Annotated in this window: 15 protein-coding genes, 2 tRNA genes and 2 rRNA genes (1 of these 19 running past the window's edge); 14 read left to right on the top strand and 5 right to left on the bottom strand. The window is 35.4% G+C overall.

What is annotated here, in order from left to right:
• Positions 1-36 precede the first annotated feature (36 nt).
• Positions 37-1,380, top strand: a complete 1,344-nt coding sequence (locus tag H4V97_RS07910) for an FAD-dependent oxidoreductase (RefSeq protein ID WP_209549411.1) — start codon at positions 37-39, stop codon at positions 1,378-1,380.
• A gap of 51 nt (positions 1,381-1,431) precedes the next feature.
• Here the strand turns inward: H4V97_RS07910 and H4V97_RS07905 are convergent, their stop codons facing one another.
• Together H4V97_RS07905 and H4V97_RS07900 are read right to left on the bottom strand one after the other, a co-directional pair.
• Positions 1,432-1,797, bottom strand: coding sequence for a cupin domain-containing protein (locus H4V97_RS07905; RefSeq protein ID WP_209549410.1), 366 nt, complete (start codon positions 1,795-1,797; stop codon positions 1,432-1,434).
• 61 nt (positions 1,798-1,858) lie between these two features.
• Positions 1,859-3,379, bottom strand: a complete 1,521-nt coding sequence (locus H4V97_RS07900; RefSeq protein WP_209549409.1) for a helicase HerA-like domain-containing protein — start codon at positions 3,377-3,379, stop codon at positions 1,859-1,861.
• Positions 3,380-3,753: 374 nt separating this feature from the next.
• On the opposite strand from H4V97_RS07900, the gene H4V97_RS07895 reads away from it, so the two are divergent.
• The 7 genes from H4V97_RS07895 (at position 3,754) to H4V97_RS07865 (ending at position 10,386) form a co-directional block, all read left to right on the top strand.
• On the top strand, positions 3,754-4,572 hold the full coding sequence (locus tag H4V97_RS07895; RefSeq protein ID WP_209549408.1) for a MotA/TolQ/ExbB proton channel family protein: 819 nt from the start codon (positions 3,754-3,756) through the stop codon (positions 4,570-4,572).
• Positions 4,573-4,649: 77 nt separating this feature from the next.
• Positions 4,650-5,261, top strand: coding sequence for an ExbD/TolR family protein (locus H4V97_RS07890; RefSeq protein ID WP_196851459.1), 612 nt, complete (start codon positions 4,650-4,652; stop codon positions 5,259-5,261).
• An 18-nt stretch (positions 5,262-5,279) separates the two neighbouring features.
• Positions 5,280-5,828 carry an ExbD/TolR family protein gene (locus H4V97_RS07885; protein ID WP_209549407.1) on the top strand — a complete coding sequence of 183 codons (549 nt, stop codon included), beginning with the start codon at positions 5,280-5,282 and terminating at the stop codon, positions 5,826-5,828.
• Positions 5,829-5,867: 39 nt separating this feature from the next.
• Positions 5,868-6,659: an energy transducer TonB gene (locus tag H4V97_RS07880; protein ID WP_209549406.1), complete on the top strand. Its 792-nt coding sequence runs from the start codon at positions 5,868-5,870 to the stop codon at positions 6,657-6,659.
• A 231-nt stretch (positions 6,660-6,890) separates the two neighbouring features.
• Positions 6,891-7,814: a PstS family phosphate ABC transporter substrate-binding protein gene (locus H4V97_RS07875; protein ID WP_245345216.1), complete on the top strand. Its 924-nt coding sequence runs from the start codon at positions 6,891-6,893 to the stop codon at positions 7,812-7,814.
• 12 nt (positions 7,815-7,826) lie between these two features.
• The gene (locus H4V97_RS07870) at positions 7,827-9,497 is read left to right on the top strand and encodes a tetratricopeptide repeat protein (RefSeq protein ID WP_209549404.1); all 1,671 of its coding nucleotides are present in this window, start codon (positions 7,827-7,829) and stop codon (positions 9,495-9,497) included.
• Between the two features lie 256 nt (positions 9,498-9,753).
• Positions 9,754-10,386, top strand: coding sequence for a 7-carboxy-7-deazaguanine synthase QueE (locus H4V97_RS07865; RefSeq protein WP_196851454.1), 633 nt, complete (start codon positions 9,754-9,756; stop codon positions 10,384-10,386).
• Between the two features lie 62 nt (positions 10,387-10,448).
• Here H4V97_RS07865 and H4V97_RS07860 read toward each other — a convergent pair whose 3' ends face one another.
• Together H4V97_RS07860 and H4V97_RS07855 are read right to left on the bottom strand one after the other, a co-directional pair.
• Positions 10,449-10,991 carry a YfiT family bacillithiol transferase gene (locus H4V97_RS07860; RefSeq protein WP_209549403.1) on the bottom strand — a complete coding sequence of 181 codons (543 nt, stop codon included), beginning with the start codon at positions 10,989-10,991 and terminating at the stop codon, positions 10,449-10,451.
• Positions 10,992-11,033: 42 nt separating this feature from the next.
• The gene (locus tag H4V97_RS07855; protein ID WP_209549402.1) at positions 11,034-11,744 is read right to left on the bottom strand and encodes a class I SAM-dependent methyltransferase; all 711 of its coding nucleotides are present in this window, start codon (positions 11,742-11,744) and stop codon (positions 11,034-11,036) included.
• Positions 11,745-11,829: 85 nt separating this feature from the next.
• Here H4V97_RS07855 and H4V97_RS07850 point away from each other — a divergent pair, with 85 nt between their 5' ends.
• A complete protein-coding gene (locus tag H4V97_RS07850; RefSeq protein ID WP_066082878.1) occupies positions 11,830-12,324 on the top strand; it encodes a YkgJ family cysteine cluster protein in 495 nt (164 codons plus the stop codon).
• Positions 12,325-12,364: 40 nt separating this feature from the next.
• Here H4V97_RS07850 and H4V97_RS07845 read toward each other — a convergent pair whose 3' ends face one another.
• Positions 12,365-13,495, bottom strand: coding sequence for an exo-beta-N-acetylmuramidase NamZ domain-containing protein (locus H4V97_RS07845; RefSeq protein WP_410505195.1), 1,131 nt, complete (start codon positions 13,493-13,495; stop codon positions 12,365-12,367).
• Positions 13,496-13,698: 203 nt separating this feature from the next.
• Between H4V97_RS07845 and H4V97_RS07840 the strand changes: the two genes are divergently transcribed.
• The 5 genes from H4V97_RS07840 to H4V97_RS07820 form a co-directional block, all read left to right on the top strand.
• Entirely contained in the window at positions 13,699-14,934 is a 1,236-nt protein-coding gene (locus H4V97_RS07840; protein ID WP_209549400.1) for an ABC transporter permease, read from the top strand.
• A 1,040-nt stretch (positions 14,935-15,974) separates the two neighbouring features.
• Positions 15,975-17,488 (top strand): 16S ribosomal RNA (locus H4V97_RS07835).
• Positions 17,489-17,703: 215 nt separating this feature from the next.
• A tRNA-Ile gene (locus tag H4V97_RS07830) sits at positions 17,704-17,777 on the top strand.
• A gap of 147 nt (positions 17,778-17,924) precedes the next feature.
• Positions 17,925-17,998: transfer RNA gene (locus H4V97_RS07825), tRNA-Ala, on the top strand.
• Positions 17,999-18,189: 191 nt separating this feature from the next.
• Positions 18,190-18,615: ribosomal RNA gene (locus H4V97_RS07820) — 23S ribosomal RNA — on the top strand (it continues 2,460 nt past the right edge of the window).
• Together the 16S and 23S rRNA genes with 2 tRNA genes alongside form the textbook arrangement of a ribosomal RNA operon.

Here is an 18,615-nt window from a genome sequence, read left to right as displayed (position 1 = left end):
CTTAATTTTGCGGACTTATCATTTATTTTTTTCTTGATGCAAACTCCTAAAAAAATAGCGATTGTTGGTTCTGGATTAGTCGGTTCCCTATTAGCTATTTATCTCCGCAAAGCTGGTCATACTGTTCATGTTTATGATAGAAGTCCAGATATTCGACAAATTCAGTTTTCTGGACGTTCCATAAATTTAGCTATGTCTAACCGTGGTTGGAAAGCATTGGACGGTGTGGGAGTGGGCGACGATGTGCGAACGATTGCTATTCCCATGGACAAACGCGCAATCCATTTAGTTGATAAACTTAATTTTCAGAATTACGGACAAGAGGGCGAATCCATTTATTCGATTTCGAGAGGTACTTTGAATCGGAAAATGATAGATTTAGCGGAAAAAGCAGGAGCTGAATTTTTCTTTGAGCATAAAATTTGGGATGTTACTTTAGATGATGCGACTTTGCACATTGGTGAAACCGAAAGAGGGGCGTGGGAGGATGAGAAATATGATATGGTTTTTGGTGCTGACGGCGCTTTCTCGAGAATTCGCCACCGCATGCAACGTCAAAGTATGTTTAATTACTCTCAGGAATTTTTAAATATGGGTTATAAGGAATTAAATATTCCTGCAAACCCTGATGCTTCGCATAAATTAGACAAGAATTCTTTTCATATTTGGCCACGAGGCAAGTACATGCTGATTGCATTGCCTAATTTAGACGGGAGTTTTACCTGTACTTTGTTCATGCCTTTTGAGGGAGAAAACTCTTTTGCGTCTTTGACTGATAGGAAATTAGTAGAGGAATTTTTTGAAAAGAATTTGCCTGATACAATTGAGGTTATTCCAAAATTAGCCGAAGATTTCTTCAAAAATCCAACCAGTACGCTGGTAACTATGAAATGTTTTCCGTGGACTTATCAGGATAAAGTGGCTTTAATTGGCGATGCCTGTCATGCAATTGTTCCGTTTTATGGGCAAGGAATGAACGCTGGTTTTGAAGATATTTCGGTGCTTTATGAAATGATTGAAAAGTATGGTGATGATTGGAAAACGATTTTTTCAGAATATGAAAAATCCCGTAAACCCAATGCCGATGCGATTGCCGAACTTTCGTATCGCAATTTTATGGAAATGAGTTCTAAAACTGCCGATGAGAAATTCCTTTTGCAAAAGAAAATAGAGAAATCATTTTCCGATAAATATCCCGAAAAATGGGTTCCACTTTATAGTCGAGTAACATTTAGCGATCGTCCTTATGCAGAGGCTTTGGCGATTGGCGATTATCAAAACGCTATTATGGAGCAGGTTTTGAACTTGGAAAATATAGAAACTATTTGGGATACTAAAGAGGTAGAGAATATAATTTTGGAACTTTTAAATAAAAAATAATAATCAAAATTCAACTATAAAATTTTAATAGTTGAATTTTGATTGAAAAAATTAATCGTCTTCGCGATGTACTTTTGTAAAATCGAAAGCCGGTTTACAAATGGCAATGTATTCGCAAGGTTCGTCAAATGGATTTGAATATTGAACTCTGGTGTTTTTCTCGATTTTTATGGATTGTCCTGTTTCAAGAATGACAATTTCCCCTTCAATATTAAATTGTTTTTTACCCTTTATAATATAAGTATACTCCTCAAATTCTGGCGTTTGAAAAGGTTCGCTCCATTTGGGCGGTGCAATCATGTGCGCAATAGAAATTTCCGGATTGTTGGTTGTTGCTATTCCATGATGTTCTTCTATTAATTTTCCATCAGTGGTTGGAACTATAAAAGGTGTTTTTTGTATAAAATATTTTTTCATATTTGGATTTTTTTTTGAAATGCGCTTCAAGTAGGTTTAATTCTAAAAGGTTGCTGTGAACTTATTTTTTAAACATTTTTGACAAAACGCCAAAAGCTCCTCTAATAAAGGTGGCGCTGGTAAGTACCTTGAGAACTGATTTCCCTACAACGTCAGCAGTACTAGGTCCTTTGTTTTCTTCCTTTTTATCTGCTTTTTCTTGCTCTTGCTCAGCAACTTCCTGCTCGACTACGGATATTTTTTTATTGAGCATTTCATAAGCACTTTCGCGGTCAATAAGTTCGCTGTATTTTTTTACCAGCTTCGATTTGTTATTTATTTCTTGAATTTCGCTTTCAGTTAAAATGTCCATTCTGCTCATAGGCGCACGCATCATTGTGGCTGCAAGCGGTGTTGGGATTCCTTTTTCGTTCAAAGCGGAAACCAATGCTTCTCCAATTCCAAGGCTGGTTAATACTTCATCAGTTTTGTAATATTCTGAAATTGGATAATTATCCGCTGTTTTTTTAATCGCATCTCTGTCATTAGCAGTAAAAGCTCTTAAAGCATGTTGTATTTTTAAACCTAATTGCGCTAAAACACCACTAGGGATATCCATCGGATTTTGGGTAATAAAGTAGATTCCAATTCCTTTAAATCGAATTAGTTTAATTATGGTTTCTATTTGGTCAAGCAATGTTTTACTTGCTTCATTGAAAATTAGATGGGCTTCGTCGATGAAAATGACTAATTCAGGTTGGTCCACATCTCCTTTTTCAGGCATTTGCTGGTATATTTCAGCGAGCAAACTCAACATGAATGTTGAGAATAATTTTGGTTTGTCTTGAATATCCGTCAAGCGAACGATGTTTACGTATCCTTTACCGGTTTCGTCAATACGCATTAAATCTTCGATGTCAAAAGACATTTCTCCAAAAAACAATTCTGCTCCCTGTTGTTCCAGTTCGATTATTTTTCTAAGAATAATACCCGTGGTAGAGGTGGATATTTTTCCGTAATTTTCTTCAATCTCGTCCTTTCCTTCCTCGGTAATATAATTGATCACTTTTTTGATGTCTTTTAAATCCAATAAAGGCATTTTATTGTCATCGCAAAATTTGAAAATTACTGAAACTACTCCTGATTGGGTGTCATTCAAATTTAGTATTCGTGAAAATAAAACAGGACCAAATTCTGAAACAGTAGCGCGAAGACGAACCCCATTTTGTTCGGACAAGGATAATAATTCAACAGGAAAGCTAGATGTAGAATACGGGATGTTTATTTTGGCATGACGTTCAGTTATAAAGGGTTTTTCCTCACCTTCTTTTGCAATACCGCTAAAATCACCTTTTATATCCATCATCAATACGGGAATCCCAAACGACGATAATTGTTCTGAAAGTACTTGAATGGTTTTAGTTTTTCCAGTACCAGTAGCCCCCGCAATTAATCCATGACGGTTTAAGGTTTTCAATGGGATTTTAACAGTTGCGTTAGCTAAAGCTTCTCCATCAAGTATAGCACCGCCGAGAATGATACTTTCTCCCTTTGAATCGTAACCTTCATTAATATTTAGTATAAAAGCTTCCTTTCTGTCCATGATACATTTAAATTAAAATTATATGCAAGTTATTGTTTTTTTTTAAAATGATGTTATTTTTAGTATTTACTGCTGTTTTATTCCTTTTTTGTTAACAATTGTTAAAAAAAACATTTTATTTGTCTTCTGTGACTATATTGAAATATTACTATAATATATCACAAAACACTATGTATATATAAATATAATGATTAAATTTATTATATATATTGACATAAATGCAAACTAATATGAGGTGGGGTGTTTATTGAAATTAAATTAATTGTAATAAAATAAAAAAAAGTTTTTTTATTTAAACTAAAAATATAAATTTGCTCCACTACAAGTTTATTATAACTAAAGATTATTATTTAAAACTATTAAAATTAAAAAAAATGGCAAACGTTAAAAAAGAAAACGGTTCAAAAGGAGGAGGAATGATTTCAGGAATCATTATTGTGGCATGTGTTTTGGTTGGATGGTTGATATGGAATTTTATAATGGGTAATGGTGCGAATTTTGAAGGCGGATCGAATACTGGTCACCCACTACCGGGAAATTATTTGGCTATGGTGTACAAAGGGGGACCTATTGTACCAATTTTATTAGGTTGTTTATTAATGGTTATTGTATTTTCTTTTGAGCGTTTTGCGGTAATTTCAAAAGCAGCTGGTAAAGGGAATCTTGATCAATTCATGATAAGTGTACAAAACGACATTAAAGCTGGAAATATTGAAGGAGCTATTGCTGCGTGTGACAAACAAAAAGGTTCTGTTGCAAATCCAATAAAATCTGCTTTGTTGAAATACCAAGAAGTTAAAAGAGAAGGTTTAGATAGTGAAGCAGCTGCGGAAACGATTCACAAAGAAATAGAGGAAGTTACTTCATTAGAAATGCCAATGTTAGAAAAACATATGACTATTCTTTCGACTATGGTATCATTGGGTACACTTGCAGGTTTACTAGGAACGGTGACGGGTATGATTAAAGCATTTAGTGCTTTGTCTGCTGCTGGAACTCCAGATTCATCTGCTCTTGCAAATGGTATTTCAGAGGCCTTGATTAATACAGCTACAGGAATTTCGACTTCTGCATTAGCTATTATCGCTTACAACTTCTTTACTTCAAAAATTGATACTTTGACTTATTCTATCGATGAGGCAGGTAATACAATTGTAAATACTTACAGACATTTCAGAAGTACACAAAAATAATTAATAATTTAACTAACAAGGAAATAGAGGTCTGGAAAACAGATTCTATTTTCTTGTAAGTATAAAAAAGAATATTAATGGCTATAAAGATGCAAAAAAAAGCAGGGTCGACTGATATGACAGCAATGTGTGATGTCGCCTTTCTTTTGTTGTCGTTCTTCGTGATGACAGCAACAGCTAGGATACCGGAAGCGTTGCCAGTAGATACGCCTGCGTCGATAACTCAAACTAAGTTACCTGAAAAGGACTTAGCTACCATAACGGTAGGAAAAGGAAAAGTATTTTTTGATTTGAAAGGAAGAGAAGTTCGTAAAAGAACGCTTGAATTAATGGGTCAAAAATACGGTGTTGCATTTACAGAGGAGGAATCTTCAAAATTTGCTTTAATGGAAGGTATTGGTGTGCCAATTACCAATCTGAAGCAATTGATTGCCATGAAAACCGCTGACAGAAGTAAACCGGGTTTGCAGCCAGGTGTACCTAAAGATTCACTTGATAATCAATTGAAAGAATGGGTTTATAATGCTCGTATTGCAAATATTGAGGTTGATGACAAAGAATTGCAATTTGCCATAAAAGGGGATGCAAAAGAAGAGTATCCGGCTATATTAAAAGTTATGGATATTTTGCAAGATCAAAAAATCAATAGCTTCAATTTAATTACTGGTTTAAGAGCAATAGATAAATAACTAAAAAAATACACTAAAATGGCTGAATTAAATACCGGCGACGGTGGAGGCAAAAAAGGTGGAAAAGTAAGAAGTAAAAAATCAAACTCAAAAGTAGACTTAACTGCTATGGTAGATTTGGCCTTCTTATTGATTACGTTCTTTATGCTTACCACGTCCTTGTCTAAACCGCAATCTATGAATTTGGGTTTGCCGGATAAAGAAGAGGATAAAAATAAAGATAAGCCACTTAAAGTTGACGAAAATCGTACGATGACAGTGATGTTAGGAGATAATGATAAAATGGTTTATTATATGGGTTTATTGGCTTCTCCTAAGGTAGGTCCAACAGAAATTTCGTATGGTAAAGAAGGTATTCGTAAAGAATTGTTGAAAAGAAAAAAATCAGTAGTTGAATACACTGGAAACAAAGACAAAGGTCTGATCGTAATTATCAAACCAAGTAAGAAATCAAATTACCGTAACTTAGTAGATATTCTAGACGAGATGAACATTGTTGGAGTACCTTCAAATGCAATTGTAAATGATTTTTCTCCGGAGGAACTAAAATTGTTAGAAGGTAAATAAGGAAAGTCTTATTGCTCAATAACCTAATAATTAAGAAATATGAAATTAGATATTTTCACAAACCAATGGCTTGATATTGTATTCGAGGGTCGTAACAAAGCTTATGGGGCTTATGATCTAAGAAAATCAAATACCAAGACTACAGTGAGGGCGCTTATATTTGGAGCAATTGTTTTTGCTTTAGCTGTTAGTACACCGCTTATTTTAAGTTTACTTCCAGATTCAGCTGAAAATGATGCTGCTTTAGATCAAAAAATTGTAAGTATTAAACTGCCACCTAAGAAGGAAGAAATTAAGAAAGATCTACCGCCTCCTCCGCCACCACCTCCAAAAGTTGATCAAGTAAAATTTGTGAAACCTGTGGTTGCAAAAGCTGAAGAAGTTACAGAAGAGCCGCCTAAAACTATCGAAATAAAAGATAAAAAATTAGGAGCTGAGACTATAAAAGGAGATCCAGACGCAGTATTGACGGTAGAACCTGTTGGTAATGGCCCAAGTGCTGTTGTTGAAGAAGATAACCAAATTTATAACACGGCAGGGATAGAAGTTAAACCCGATTTTCCGGGTGGAATTGATAAATTTTATAAATTTGTCGGTAGTAATTTCCAACCACCAGAAGAAGGAAGTGGAGGTAAGGTCTACGTTACTTTTGTAGTTGAAAAAGATGGTTCATTAACTGATATCAAAGTAATACGCGATATTGGTTATGGTACAGGGAAAGAAGCTATACGTGTTTTGAAAAAGTGTCCTAAATGGTCGCCTGGAGAACAAAATGGTAAAAAAGTTAGAGTGCTTTATTCTCTTCCTATTACTATTCAATCTCCAGAATAATGTTAGATAAAACATTCAAAAATATTCAGAAGAAATCGCTTAAAGAGCGATTTCTTCTCGTTATAGGAATTTTGTTTTTTTTGGTGTATCTTGTATTGGGTTTAGTTATTATATTTTGGAGAGCTTTCCCATTAAATATGGCACCTGGTTATAGAATTGCTTTTGGGGTCATTCTAATTGTATATTCGTTTTTAAGATTTCTTAGGTTTTTTAATTCTAATGAAGAATAGTATGTCTAAAAATAGTGCAATTTTAGTTTTTTTTGTTAGTGCTGTTTTACTTTCGGCCTGTAATCAAAAGGAACAAAAGAAGCAAGGTCAAGAAACCATATTGAAAGGCTCTACATCGATTTTTGTAGATGAGACTTTAATGCCTGTACTTGAAGAACAGGTTGCTGTTTTTGAAAGTAACTATGAGGCTAAAATTAAACTTATTCCAAAATCTGAAGTAGAAGCAGTGAATGCTTTGGTTGACGAAAAATCTGCCATTGCAGTTTTGGCTAGAAAGTTATCTGGTGAGGAAATGAAAATATTTGATCAAAAGAAGATTATTCCTAAAGTGACTAAATTTGCCACAGATGGAGTGGCTTTAATTTCGAATATTAAAAGCAATGATACATTAGTTGATTTGAAAGCGGTCATCAATTTCATGCAAGGAAAATCAAGTACTACAATTAAAGGGCTTGTTTTTGACAATCCAAATTCAAGTACAGTTAGTTATATGAACGCTTTGGCAGGACTTAAGACTATTCCACAAAAAGGTGTTTTTTCATTTAAAACAAATGATGAAGTTATTAAATACGTTTCTGAAAATGAAGGTCTGGTCGGAATAGTTGGCGTTAATTGGCTTTTCCAACCTATGCCTGACATGCAAAAGTATATTGATAAAATTAATATCATGAGTGTAAAAGGACTTAAAAATGAAAATTATTATGAACCTTCACAAAACAATATTGCTGAAGGTACTTATCCTTTGGCACGCGATTTGTATATAATCAATTGTCAGGGATATTCTGGTTTAGGAATGGGATTTGCCTCGTTCGTCGCCGGAGACATTGGACAAAGAATAATTTTAAAATCTGGTTTGCTTCCGGTGCGTATTCCAGCAAGGAGTATCACTATTAAGAGAAAAGCCAAGAGTAATATTAAAAAATAAACATAAATAAAGATGAATAAATTTAAAATTTTCAGTGTTGCTTTATTGGCTTCGGTAAGCGTAAGTCAAGCTCAAGATTTGAATCAAGCAAAAAAAGCAATAGACGCAGAGCAGTTCGAAAGTGCAAAATCGATGTTAAAAACAATTGTAAACTCTAAACCGTCAAATGGTAGAGCTGCTTTTTTATTAGGTAATATTTATTTAACTCAAAATGTTGAAGATAGTGCTAAAATCTATTTTCAAAAAGGTTTGACAGGTAGTGAAGGCGCTAAGCTTAACTACATTGGTTTAGGACAAATGGATCTTGACAATGGAAACTCAGCCGCTGCACAAGCAAATTTTACTTTGGCTACTAAGGACGTTAAAAAGAAAGATGTAGAAGAGTTTGTTTATATTGGTAAAGCATATATGAATTCTACAAAACCGGATTATAAAAGTGCAATTGCAATTTTGAACAGAGCCAAAATTAATAATCCGCAAGATGCTCAAGTTTTACTTGAACTTGGGAATGCTTTTTATGGCGACAAAAACCAAAATGAAGCGTATGTTTCATACCGTAATGCTTTTCAAGCAGATGCAACCTTAATAAGAGCTAAAATGCAATTAGGTGTTTTACTTAAAGGAGCTAAAGCGTATACTGAAGCTGTAAAAGCATATGATAATGTAATTGCGACTAGTCCTAATTATGGACCGGTTTATCGTGAATTAGCTGAAACTTATTATTTATGGGGAAGAAATGAACCTGCAAAAGGTAAAGAATATTTGAAAAAAGCATTAGATTATTATGAGAAATATATGAGTTTAACAGATTATTCGTTAGCCTCTCGTATGCGTCATGCTGATTTTCTAATCTTGGCAGGTGATTACGTGGCATTGGAAGCGGAAGCCAATAAAATGAAGAAATTAGATAATGTTAATCCTAGAATTCTTAGGTATTTAGGATATTCTGCATATGAAAATGGAAATGTTGATGTTGCGATAAAATCATTAGAAAGTTTTATTTCTAATCCAACAAATAAAATAATTGCAAAAGATTACATGTATTTAGGTTTTACCAGAATTAAAAAAGCAATAAGTGCAGATGGTAAATCTATTGACGCAGCTCTATTCAATAAAGGTATGATGGATGTTAAAAAATCTGTTGAAATGGAAATCACAATGACTAATGATCTTCAGGATACTGGTAAAAAATTGTTTGAGCAAAAATTTTATAACGAAGCAGCAGCTGTTTTTGAGCTAGCAACAACAAATAAAGAATCTAGAAATTACTTACTTGATAATTTCTATTTAGGAAACTCTATTTATTTTTATAATACTAGAAAGGATGTTGTTAAAGTAGATGCAGTAGCACTTCAAAAAGCAGATGTAGCATTTGGAAACGTTATCGAAGCATCTCCAACTACTCAAGACGCATATATCTATAGAGCTAGAACAAATAGATTATTAGAAAAAGATGATTTAACAATTAAGTTTTATGAAGCTTATATTAAAGTTGTTACAGATAAAGGTGCCGAAGAATTAGCTAAACCGGCTACTAAAACAAAATTAATAGAGGCAAACAACAACATTGCTGTAATCTATTCTAAAACGGATAAAACGAAAGCAAAAGAATATCTAAACAAAACGCTTGCTATTGATCCAGCTAATCAATACGCTTTAGACGCATTGAAATCGTTGAAATAATTTACATATTTCATTACCTAAAAACCGATAGTTCATAAGGACTATCGGTTTTTTTTTGAGCATAAACAGTAGGATTAATTGCTAGGATTAATCCCGCTATTTGCTCTATCTTTTTTAAGTTCAAAAAATGCCCTTAAAAAAGGATATCACTTCTATCGGGGCTAGCAGCTATAATTTGTGATTTTCAGAAAGCATTTTTAAAAATTCAAATTAACTCCTTTTCTAATTAACTATCTTTGCACTTTAAAATTAAATAATGTTATCAAAAGAAATACAATTAGAAGTTAATAAAGGCGCAATGCTTCCATTGATGGAAGAGTTCTACACCATTCAAGGTGAAGGGTTTCATACCGGTACAGCGGCCTATTTTATTAGAATAGGTGGATGTGATGTTGGTTGTCATTGGTGTGATGTTAAGGAAAGTTGGAATGCTGAATTACACCCGCCAACAAGTATAGATTTGATTGTTGCCAATGCAAATAAATATGCGGACACGGTTGTAGTTACTGGTGGAGAACCTTTGATGTGGGATATGACTTTGCTAACGGACAGGCTAAAAGAACAAAACTTACGCGTACATATTGAAACCTCAGGAGCTTATCCGCTTTCAGGAACTTGGGATTGGATTTGTCTTTCGCCAAAGAAAAACAAATTACCCACAGAAACTGTTTATGAAAATGCACATGAACTGAAAGTAATTATTTATAATAAACATGATTTTATTTTTGCAGAAGAACAAGCCGAAAAAGTAAATCCAAATGCTATTTTATTCCTTCAGCCAGAATGGAGTAAAAAAGAAGAGATGACACCATTAATCGTGGAATATGTAATGAACAATCCGAAATGGCGTGTATCATTACAAACACATAAATATTTGAATATTCCTTAATAAACAAATACACCAAGCTGTAATTACATTTTGGGGTATTTTTATAAAAGAGTATAGCTGAGCTACCAGGCTTTTTCCTTTTTCAATGCTGTAATATGTGCTAAATGATGATTTCCATGCCAAGCATAAGTTCCAATTATTTCCTTTATTTTAAATTCGCTATTATGTTCCGGATGAATGAATGTTTTTTCTAAATCGACTTCATCTAAACTTTTCATTAAATAAGCCAATCGAAAGTGTAATCCTTCCAGAAAAGATAATGTGGCTTGAATAGACATCGTTGTATTATCATGCATTTCTGCCCAACGGTCTTCATGATAGAATTTTATTACGGGTTTATCTTCTGTCAAAGCCCATTTGATTCTAATGAAACAATTCATGTGACTATCGGCGCAATGATGAATCACTTGTCGAACGGTCCAGCCATCTTGTCGATATGGCGTGTCGAGTTGTTCGTCTGTTAAATAAATCACTTCTTTATTTAGTCGTTTTGGGAAACTTTCGATTTCAGCTATTTTTTCAGCCAGATAATTATTGGAATAGAATTCTGGCGTAATAAATTTTCCAATGGGGTAACGTAATTTTTCTAGTACTGAATTTTCCATAATAATTTGATTAGTCTTTATTCCTGGCACTTTCTTCTTTTTCTAAATCGAAAGCTTTGCTAAATAATCATAATGCTCACCTTCAAGAATTAATTCACATTGAAATCCATTGTCTAAAGCAGCATTTTGCAAAGTATTATAATCAATGAACATCCAATCGAATGGTTTTTCCTTTTCTCCTTTGTATGCGATATTGAAAACAATTTCGCCATAATATTCATTTTTTGAAGGAATCCATTTTCCCCCATCTTCATCATCATCATCAAACATATAAATGATATCAGAACTGTCCAATAGAATTTGTCCACCCGGATTTAGTAATGATTTTAGTTTTAAAAGAAAATTCGGAATATTTTTCAATTTACCACACATTCCTGCGCCATTCATTAAAAGTAATATTGTGTCGTACTTTTCATTTTCTAAAGTCATTACATCCTGAATTTTCGCATTTTTTAATCCACGAAGTGTACATGCTTGGATTGCATTTGCAGAAATATCAATTGAAGTAACATCTAATTTCCGTTCGTTTTGTAAAGACAAACTATGGCTACCTGCGCCACAACCTACATCTAGGATTTTTCCTTTGGCAAGTTGTAATGCTTTTTGTTCCATTTGCGGCATTTCATCATAAGAGCGAAATAAATAGGCAACCGACATTTCATCTTCTTCAGAAATGGTAGTCTCCGTGATTAAATCTTCGGGAGCATTATTAGTTTGATAATCAAGTATGGCTTTGCCAAAAAGGTCTTTCATTGTTTGTAATTCAAAATTCAACATTCATTAATCAATAATCCTCGTTCAAAAAGTGTTAGTTTTGTAGAAAATTTAAACTTTCAAATTGAAACCTACTTTAAACGAACTTCCTAAAGAAGCCAAAGATAAGCATATCGAAAACAAAAAGTATTTTGATAAGCTGAAAAAGAAGACCCCAAAGAATTTAGATTATGTTATGCAGGATTTGCATGACGCTGAATTCAAAAAAACAGATTGTTTAAAATGTGCCAATTGCTGTAAAACAACTGGGCCACTATTTACTTCAGCTGATATTGAGCGTGTGTCGAAATATTTGAGACAAAAGCCGCAGCAATTTATAGAACAATATCTGCGTGTTGATGAAGACCAGGATTATGTTTTGCAAAGTGTACCATGCACTTTTTTAGATCATGAAAATGCTTGTATGATTTATGATGTCCGTCCGAAAGCATGCCGAGAATTTCCGCATACGGATAGAAAGAAGTTTCAACAAATTACAGATTTAACCTTGAAAAATGTTGCTATATGTCCAGCAGCTTTTAATATTGTGGAGGAAATGAAGAAAAAGTTGCCGTTATAATATGGCTTTTAGATGGTAATTCTTGATTATTATTTTATTGTTATTTGTAAATCAAATATTTTTCACTCATTTTTTTAAACTGCTGTAATCCGTCCTTCCAGCTTTCCCTAATTTCCTTTTCTGAGATTCCATTTTCTATTTGCTTTTGTAGCTTTTTAGTTCCCGCTAATTTTGTAAAAAAGGAATTAAAAAATTTTGATTTATCGGTGGTTGAATGATAAGCTTTAATAAGCCATTTCAATTCGAGTTGATTCACCTTAGTTTGAGATGATAAATCTTCACCAAAACATTCCACTCCATTATAAAGTGGATTTTGGGCACCTAAATTTGGTTTCGGAATAAAACTAAAACCACTTTTTGGTAAATAAGGAGAGCCATAAATTTGAAATTGTTTTTCGGTACCGCGTCCCACGCTTACGTTGGTGCCTTCAAAAAGACACAAGCTAGCATAAAGATTAACGGCTTTGTCGTTCGGAAGATTTGGTGATGGTTTTATTGGTAAACTGTAATTCATTTTTCTGTTGTAATTAAGACATTGAATGACTGTCAATTTACATTGAATTCCATTTTTTAACCATTTTTCTCCATTAATCATTTTAGCATATTCACCAATAGTCATTCCGTGAAGTAAAGGAATTGGATGCATACCCACGAAACTCGTGAATTCTTTTTCTAAAATTGGTCCGTCCACAATACTTCCATTAGGATTGGGTCTGTCAAGAATGAGCAGTGGAATATTGTTGTCGGCGCAAGCCTCCATAATATAATGTAAGGAGGAAATATAGGTGTAAAATCGAGCGCCTACATCTTGCAAGTCAAAAACCAAAATGTCAATTCCAACTAGCTGTTCGGGTTTTGGTTTTTTATTATCACCATATAACGAAATAATTGGCAGTCCAGTTTTAGAATCTTTTCCATCAACTACATGTTCGCCTGCATCTGCTGTTCCGCGAAAACCATGTTCGGGAGCAAAGATGGTTTTGACAGCAATATTTTTTCCTAATAGAAAATCCACTAAATGAGTCTTGTCAGATAGGATTCCAGTTTGGTTAGTTACGATTCCAATTTTTTTGCCTTTTAAAATAGAAAGATAAGCAGTGTAATTGTCGGCACCAGTTTTAATCTTATTCTTGGAAACACTTGTTACTTTTATTAAACTGTCGTTTTTCATTTCCTGCGCTTGCGTTTTTTTGGTCGTACAGGAGATTAGAGTAGTAAATAAAAATAAAAGCGAAAATGTATTTTTTATAAATGGAGCCATGTGATAAATCATAATAAAATTAATGTGTATTAGTGTAATTCGTGTTTTAGCTGTATTTTTGGCACAAGCGACGCAAACTGGCTTAGCAAATCTAAAATAGAAATTGAATCAACTTGAATTTAGAATACTTCATCGCCAAAAGACTCATTACGGCTAAAGATTATAAAAGTAGCATATCTGCTCCAATTATAAAAATTGCAATTTCGGCAATTGCTATTGGTATGATCATGATGATTGTTTCTGTAGCAACAGGAATTGGATTGCAACAAAAAATCCGAGAGAAGGTTTCTGCTTTCAATGGGCATATCATTATTTCGAATTACGACAACAATCAATCGGAAGTTACGCTGGTACCTATTTCCAAGAAGCAGGATTTTTATCCAAAGTTTAAATCCGTTCCAGGAATAAGTCATATTCAAGCCATCGCGACTAAAGCCGGGATTATAAGGACCGAAACAGCTTTTGAAGGAATTATTCTAAAAGGAGTTGGAAAAGATTACCAATGGAATAACATTAAAGAATATCTGGTTTCGGGTAAGTTGCCTGATTTTTCTAAAGACCTAAATGAAGAAGTGCTGATTTCGCAATTCCTGGCGAATAGACTAAATCTGAAAGTTGGTGATTCCTTTAATACTTTCTTTATCAAAGAAGGTCAAAATAAACGACCTAACATCCGAAGATTCAAAATCACGGGAATTTTTAACTCAGGGTTTCAGGAATTTGATGCTACTTATGTAATAGGTGACATAAGGCACCTGCAACGCATCAATAAATGGAGTTCAAACGAAGTGGGGGCATTTGAAGTTTTTGTAAATGATTTCAATAATATAAAAACAACTGGCGTACAGGTCTATGAGCAAACTGCCTCAACGCTTGATACAAAAACCATAATCGAAAAATACAGTTATATATTTGAATGGCTTCAATTATTCGATTTCAATATCATAATCATACTAGTAGTTATGATCTTGGTGGCAACAATCAACATGGTCGTTGCGCTATTAGTTCTTATTCTCGAACGAACCCAGATGATAGGGATATTAAAAGCATTAGGTGCGGATAATTGGTCCGTCAGAAAAATATTTCTATACAACGCCTTTTACCTTATAGTACGAGGATTGTTTTGGGGGAATCTTATAGGGATATCGTTGTTGTTAATTCAGCAACATTTTGGTATAATCAAACTCAACCCGGAAAATTACTATGTCAACCAAGCTCCAGTGTATCTTAATTGGGGTTACATACTGTTATTAAATTTACTTACGGTTACCGTTTGTTTCCTAGTGTTGCTAATTCCTTCCTATATAATAACCAAAATATCTCCGGTAAAAGCCATCCGTTTCGATTAGACAATCATTTGGGCGTTTCCCTTTATAAAAAAGAGGCTATTATCAATAAAGGTAATAGCCTCTTTTTTATAAACGGTCGGGCTATTCGCTACAAGTCCTCGTCAAGTTGCGTTTCCCTCCAATTTTCTGCGGGCTTTCCACTGCTATCCCTAACGCGGGCAACTAACCAGCGACTTTATTATTTCTATGAAGGGAAAATTTCTAGCAGCTAGGTCTATTTCATTCCATTTTCTTGTGGGTTTTACTTTCCTTTCTTAACCCAGTACAACATACCGCTCACTTTGTCACTTCGAAAAGAGAGACCTCATTGACTAGTATTCATTTGTTACCTTATATATAGGACTGTACTTTTACTACCTATATATAATGACAAACACGGTTTTTGCTGATAAAGTCAACCTTTTTCGTGGGTGAGTCCCATCCCGACGATTCGGGATCGGAAGTAGATCAAAAAAAAATACTTTCAAAATTCACGTTTCCAGTGAGTTAAAGCAAACATTAAGAAAACGACAAAAAAAAGGTTTAAAAAAGCTTGAATAACGCAATAAAGAGTGTAGTTTTGCACCCGCAACAGCGAATAAGTTCATTAAAAGATTGGCAAGTGAGTATAGGGTTTGGGATTAGAAATCATTTCTAAAAATAAATCAAAAAAAGCTTGTGAGATTTGATTTTGCTTATTACTTTTGCACCCCGCAAAACATGCAAAGTTCCTTGAAAGACTGGTAAGAAAAGATAAAGAAATGGAGGATTTAAATCTTCAAAAAAAACTTTAAATTTTTCTTGCGAGATTAGAAAAGAAGTTGCACTTTTGCACCCGCTTTGAGAGATACTTTAAGTAGTTTGAATCACGGCAAAGAAACTGAAATAAATTCGGTTTAAAAAAAGAAGAACACGTTCCTAGACATATTGAATTGACAGCCGTCTCGTCCGAAAGGCGAGACAAATAATAAAGAGTAATAGAATCGAAAGATTTGAAAAAACCACTAGAGACTTCAGTCAAATAAACAAAGAGAACGGATTTATCCGAACTCACACAATATACGATGAAGAGTTTGATCCTGGCTCAGGATGAACGCTAGCGGCAGGCTTAACACATGCAAGTCGAGGGGTATAGTTCTTCGGAATTAGAGACCGGCGCACGGGTGCGTAACGCGTATGCAATCTACCTTTCACAAAGGGATAGCCCAGAGAAATTTGGATTAATACCTTATAGTAATACGACTTGGCATCAAGATGTATTTAAAGATTTATCGGTGAAAGATGAGCATGCGTCCCATTAGCTAGTTGGTATGGTAACGGCATACCAAGGCAACGATGGGTAGGGGTCCTGAGAGGGAGATCCCCCACACTGGTACTGAGACACGGACCAGACTCCTACGGGAGGCAGCAGTGAGGAATATTGGACAATGGGCGCAAGCCTGATCCAGCCATGCCGCGTGCAGGATGACGGTCCTATGGATTGTAAACTGCTTTTGTACAGGAAGAAACCCTTTCACGTGTGGAAGATTGACGGTACTGTAAGAATAAGGATCGGCTAACTCCGTGCCAGCAGCCGCGGTAATACGGAGGATCCAAGCGTTATCCGGAATCATTGGGTTTAAAGGGTCCGTAGGCGGTCTAGTAAGTCAGTGGTGAAAGCCCATCGCTCAACGGTGGAACGGCCATTGATACTGCTAGACTTGAATTATTAGGAAGTAACTAGAATATGTAGTGTAGCGGTGAAATGCTTAGAGATTACATGGAATACCAATTGCGAAGGCAGGTTACTACTAATGGATTGACGCTGATGGACGAAAGCGTGGGTAGCGAACAGGATTAGATACCCTGGTAGTCCACGCCGTAAACGATGGATACTAGCTGTTGGGAGCAATCTCAGTGGCTAAGCGAAAGTGATAAGTATCCCACCTGGGGAGTACGTTCGCAAGAATGAAACTCAAAGGAATTGACGGGGGCCCGCACAAGCGGTGGAGCATGTGGTTTAATTCGATGATACGCGAGGAACCTTACCAAGGCTTAAATGTAGATTGACCGGTTTGGAAACAGACTTTTCGCAAGACAATTTACAAGGTGCTGCATGGTTGTCGTCAGCTCGTGCCGTGAGGTGTCAGGTTAAGTCCTATAACGAGCGCAACCCCTGTCGTTAGTTGCCAGCGAGTCATGTCGGGAACTCTAACGAGACTGCCAGTGCAAACTGAGAGGAAGGTGGGGATGACGTCAAATCATCACGGCCCTTACGCCTTGGGCTACACACGTGCTACAATGGCCGGTACAGAGAGCAGCCACTGGGCGACCAGGAGCGAATCTACAAAACCGGTCACAGTTCGGATCGGAGTCTGCAACTCGACTCCGTGAAGCTGGAATCGCTAGTAATCGGATATCAGCCATGATCCGGTGAATACGTTCCCGGGCCTTGTACACACCGCCCGTCAAGCCATGGAAGCTGGGGGTGCCTGAAGTCGGTGACCGCAAGGAGCTGCCTAGGGTAAAACTGGTAACTAGGGCTAAGTCGTAACAAGGTAGCCGTACCGGAAGGTGCGGCTGGAACACCTCCTTTCTAGAGCCTTAGTGTTAGTAGTAATACACGCTAGGGAAAGAAGACGAAAAGTCGAAGTGGAAACAAATAAAGACATTATATTACTCTTGCTGTTAGTTCAAATAATACAATTTAAGTTAAAGATAACGATTTAGGATTTAAGATTTAAGATTTGGGATTTAAGATGTGAAAACATCAAAAATCAGGAATCAACAATCAAAAATCAGAAATCACCTTGTCTCGTAGCTCAGCTGGTTAGAGTATTACACTGATAATGTAGGGGTCGACAGTTCGAGTCTGTCCGAGACAACAAAACAATTACGAATTCAGAATTATGAATTACGAATTGAGAATAAAAAGTTCATATAAATAGATTCAAAGGAAATTCTAGGGTTGAAAGATTACGAATTACATTAATTCATAATTCATAATTCACAATTCATAATTAAAAAAGATTGGGGGATTAGCTCAGCTGGCTAGAGCGCCTGCCTTGCACGCAGGAGGTCAACGGTTCGACTCCGTTATTCTCCACAAAAGAAGTACAAAGAAAAAAGTACCAAGTATCAAGATAAATCTTAATACTTAATACAAAAATCTTGATACTTATTAAAGTTCATTGACATATTGAGATAAGAAAATAATAAAAAGTAGAAAGCATTTTTTGCTTGTTTATCATTAGACAAGTAAAAGAAACGGTCTCGTTTTAATTAACGAGATTGGTACAATAAGCAAAATAAGGGCGTATGGGGGATGCCTTGGCTCTCAGAGGCGATGAAAGGCGTGATAAGCTGCGAAAAGCTACGGGGATTGGCACACACGAATTGATCCGTAGATACCTGAATGGGGCAACCCACTATGTTGAAGACATAGTACACCGATAGGTGGGCAAACCCGCTGAACTGAAACATCTAAGTAGGCGGAGGAGAAGAAAACAAAAGTGATTCCGTAAGTAGTGGCGAGCGAACGCGGATTAGCCCAAACCAAACATGTTACGGCATATTTGGGGTTGTAGGACCACGACATTTGTTGCGGATAGAATTAGAATCTACTGGAAAGTAGAGCCAAAGAAGGTGATAGCCCTGTATAAGTAATAGAAGATAACGATAGTGGTATCCTGAGTAGGGCGGGACACGAGAAATCCTGTCTGA

Source organism: Flavobacterium sp. CG_23.5 (assembly GCF_017875765.1).
Taxonomy (GTDB): domain Bacteria; phylum Bacteroidota; class Bacteroidia; order Flavobacteriales; family Flavobacteriaceae; genus Flavobacterium.
The sequence above is the reverse complement of the archived record's forward strand: the minus strand, read 5'-3'. Positions and strand labels throughout refer to the sequence as shown.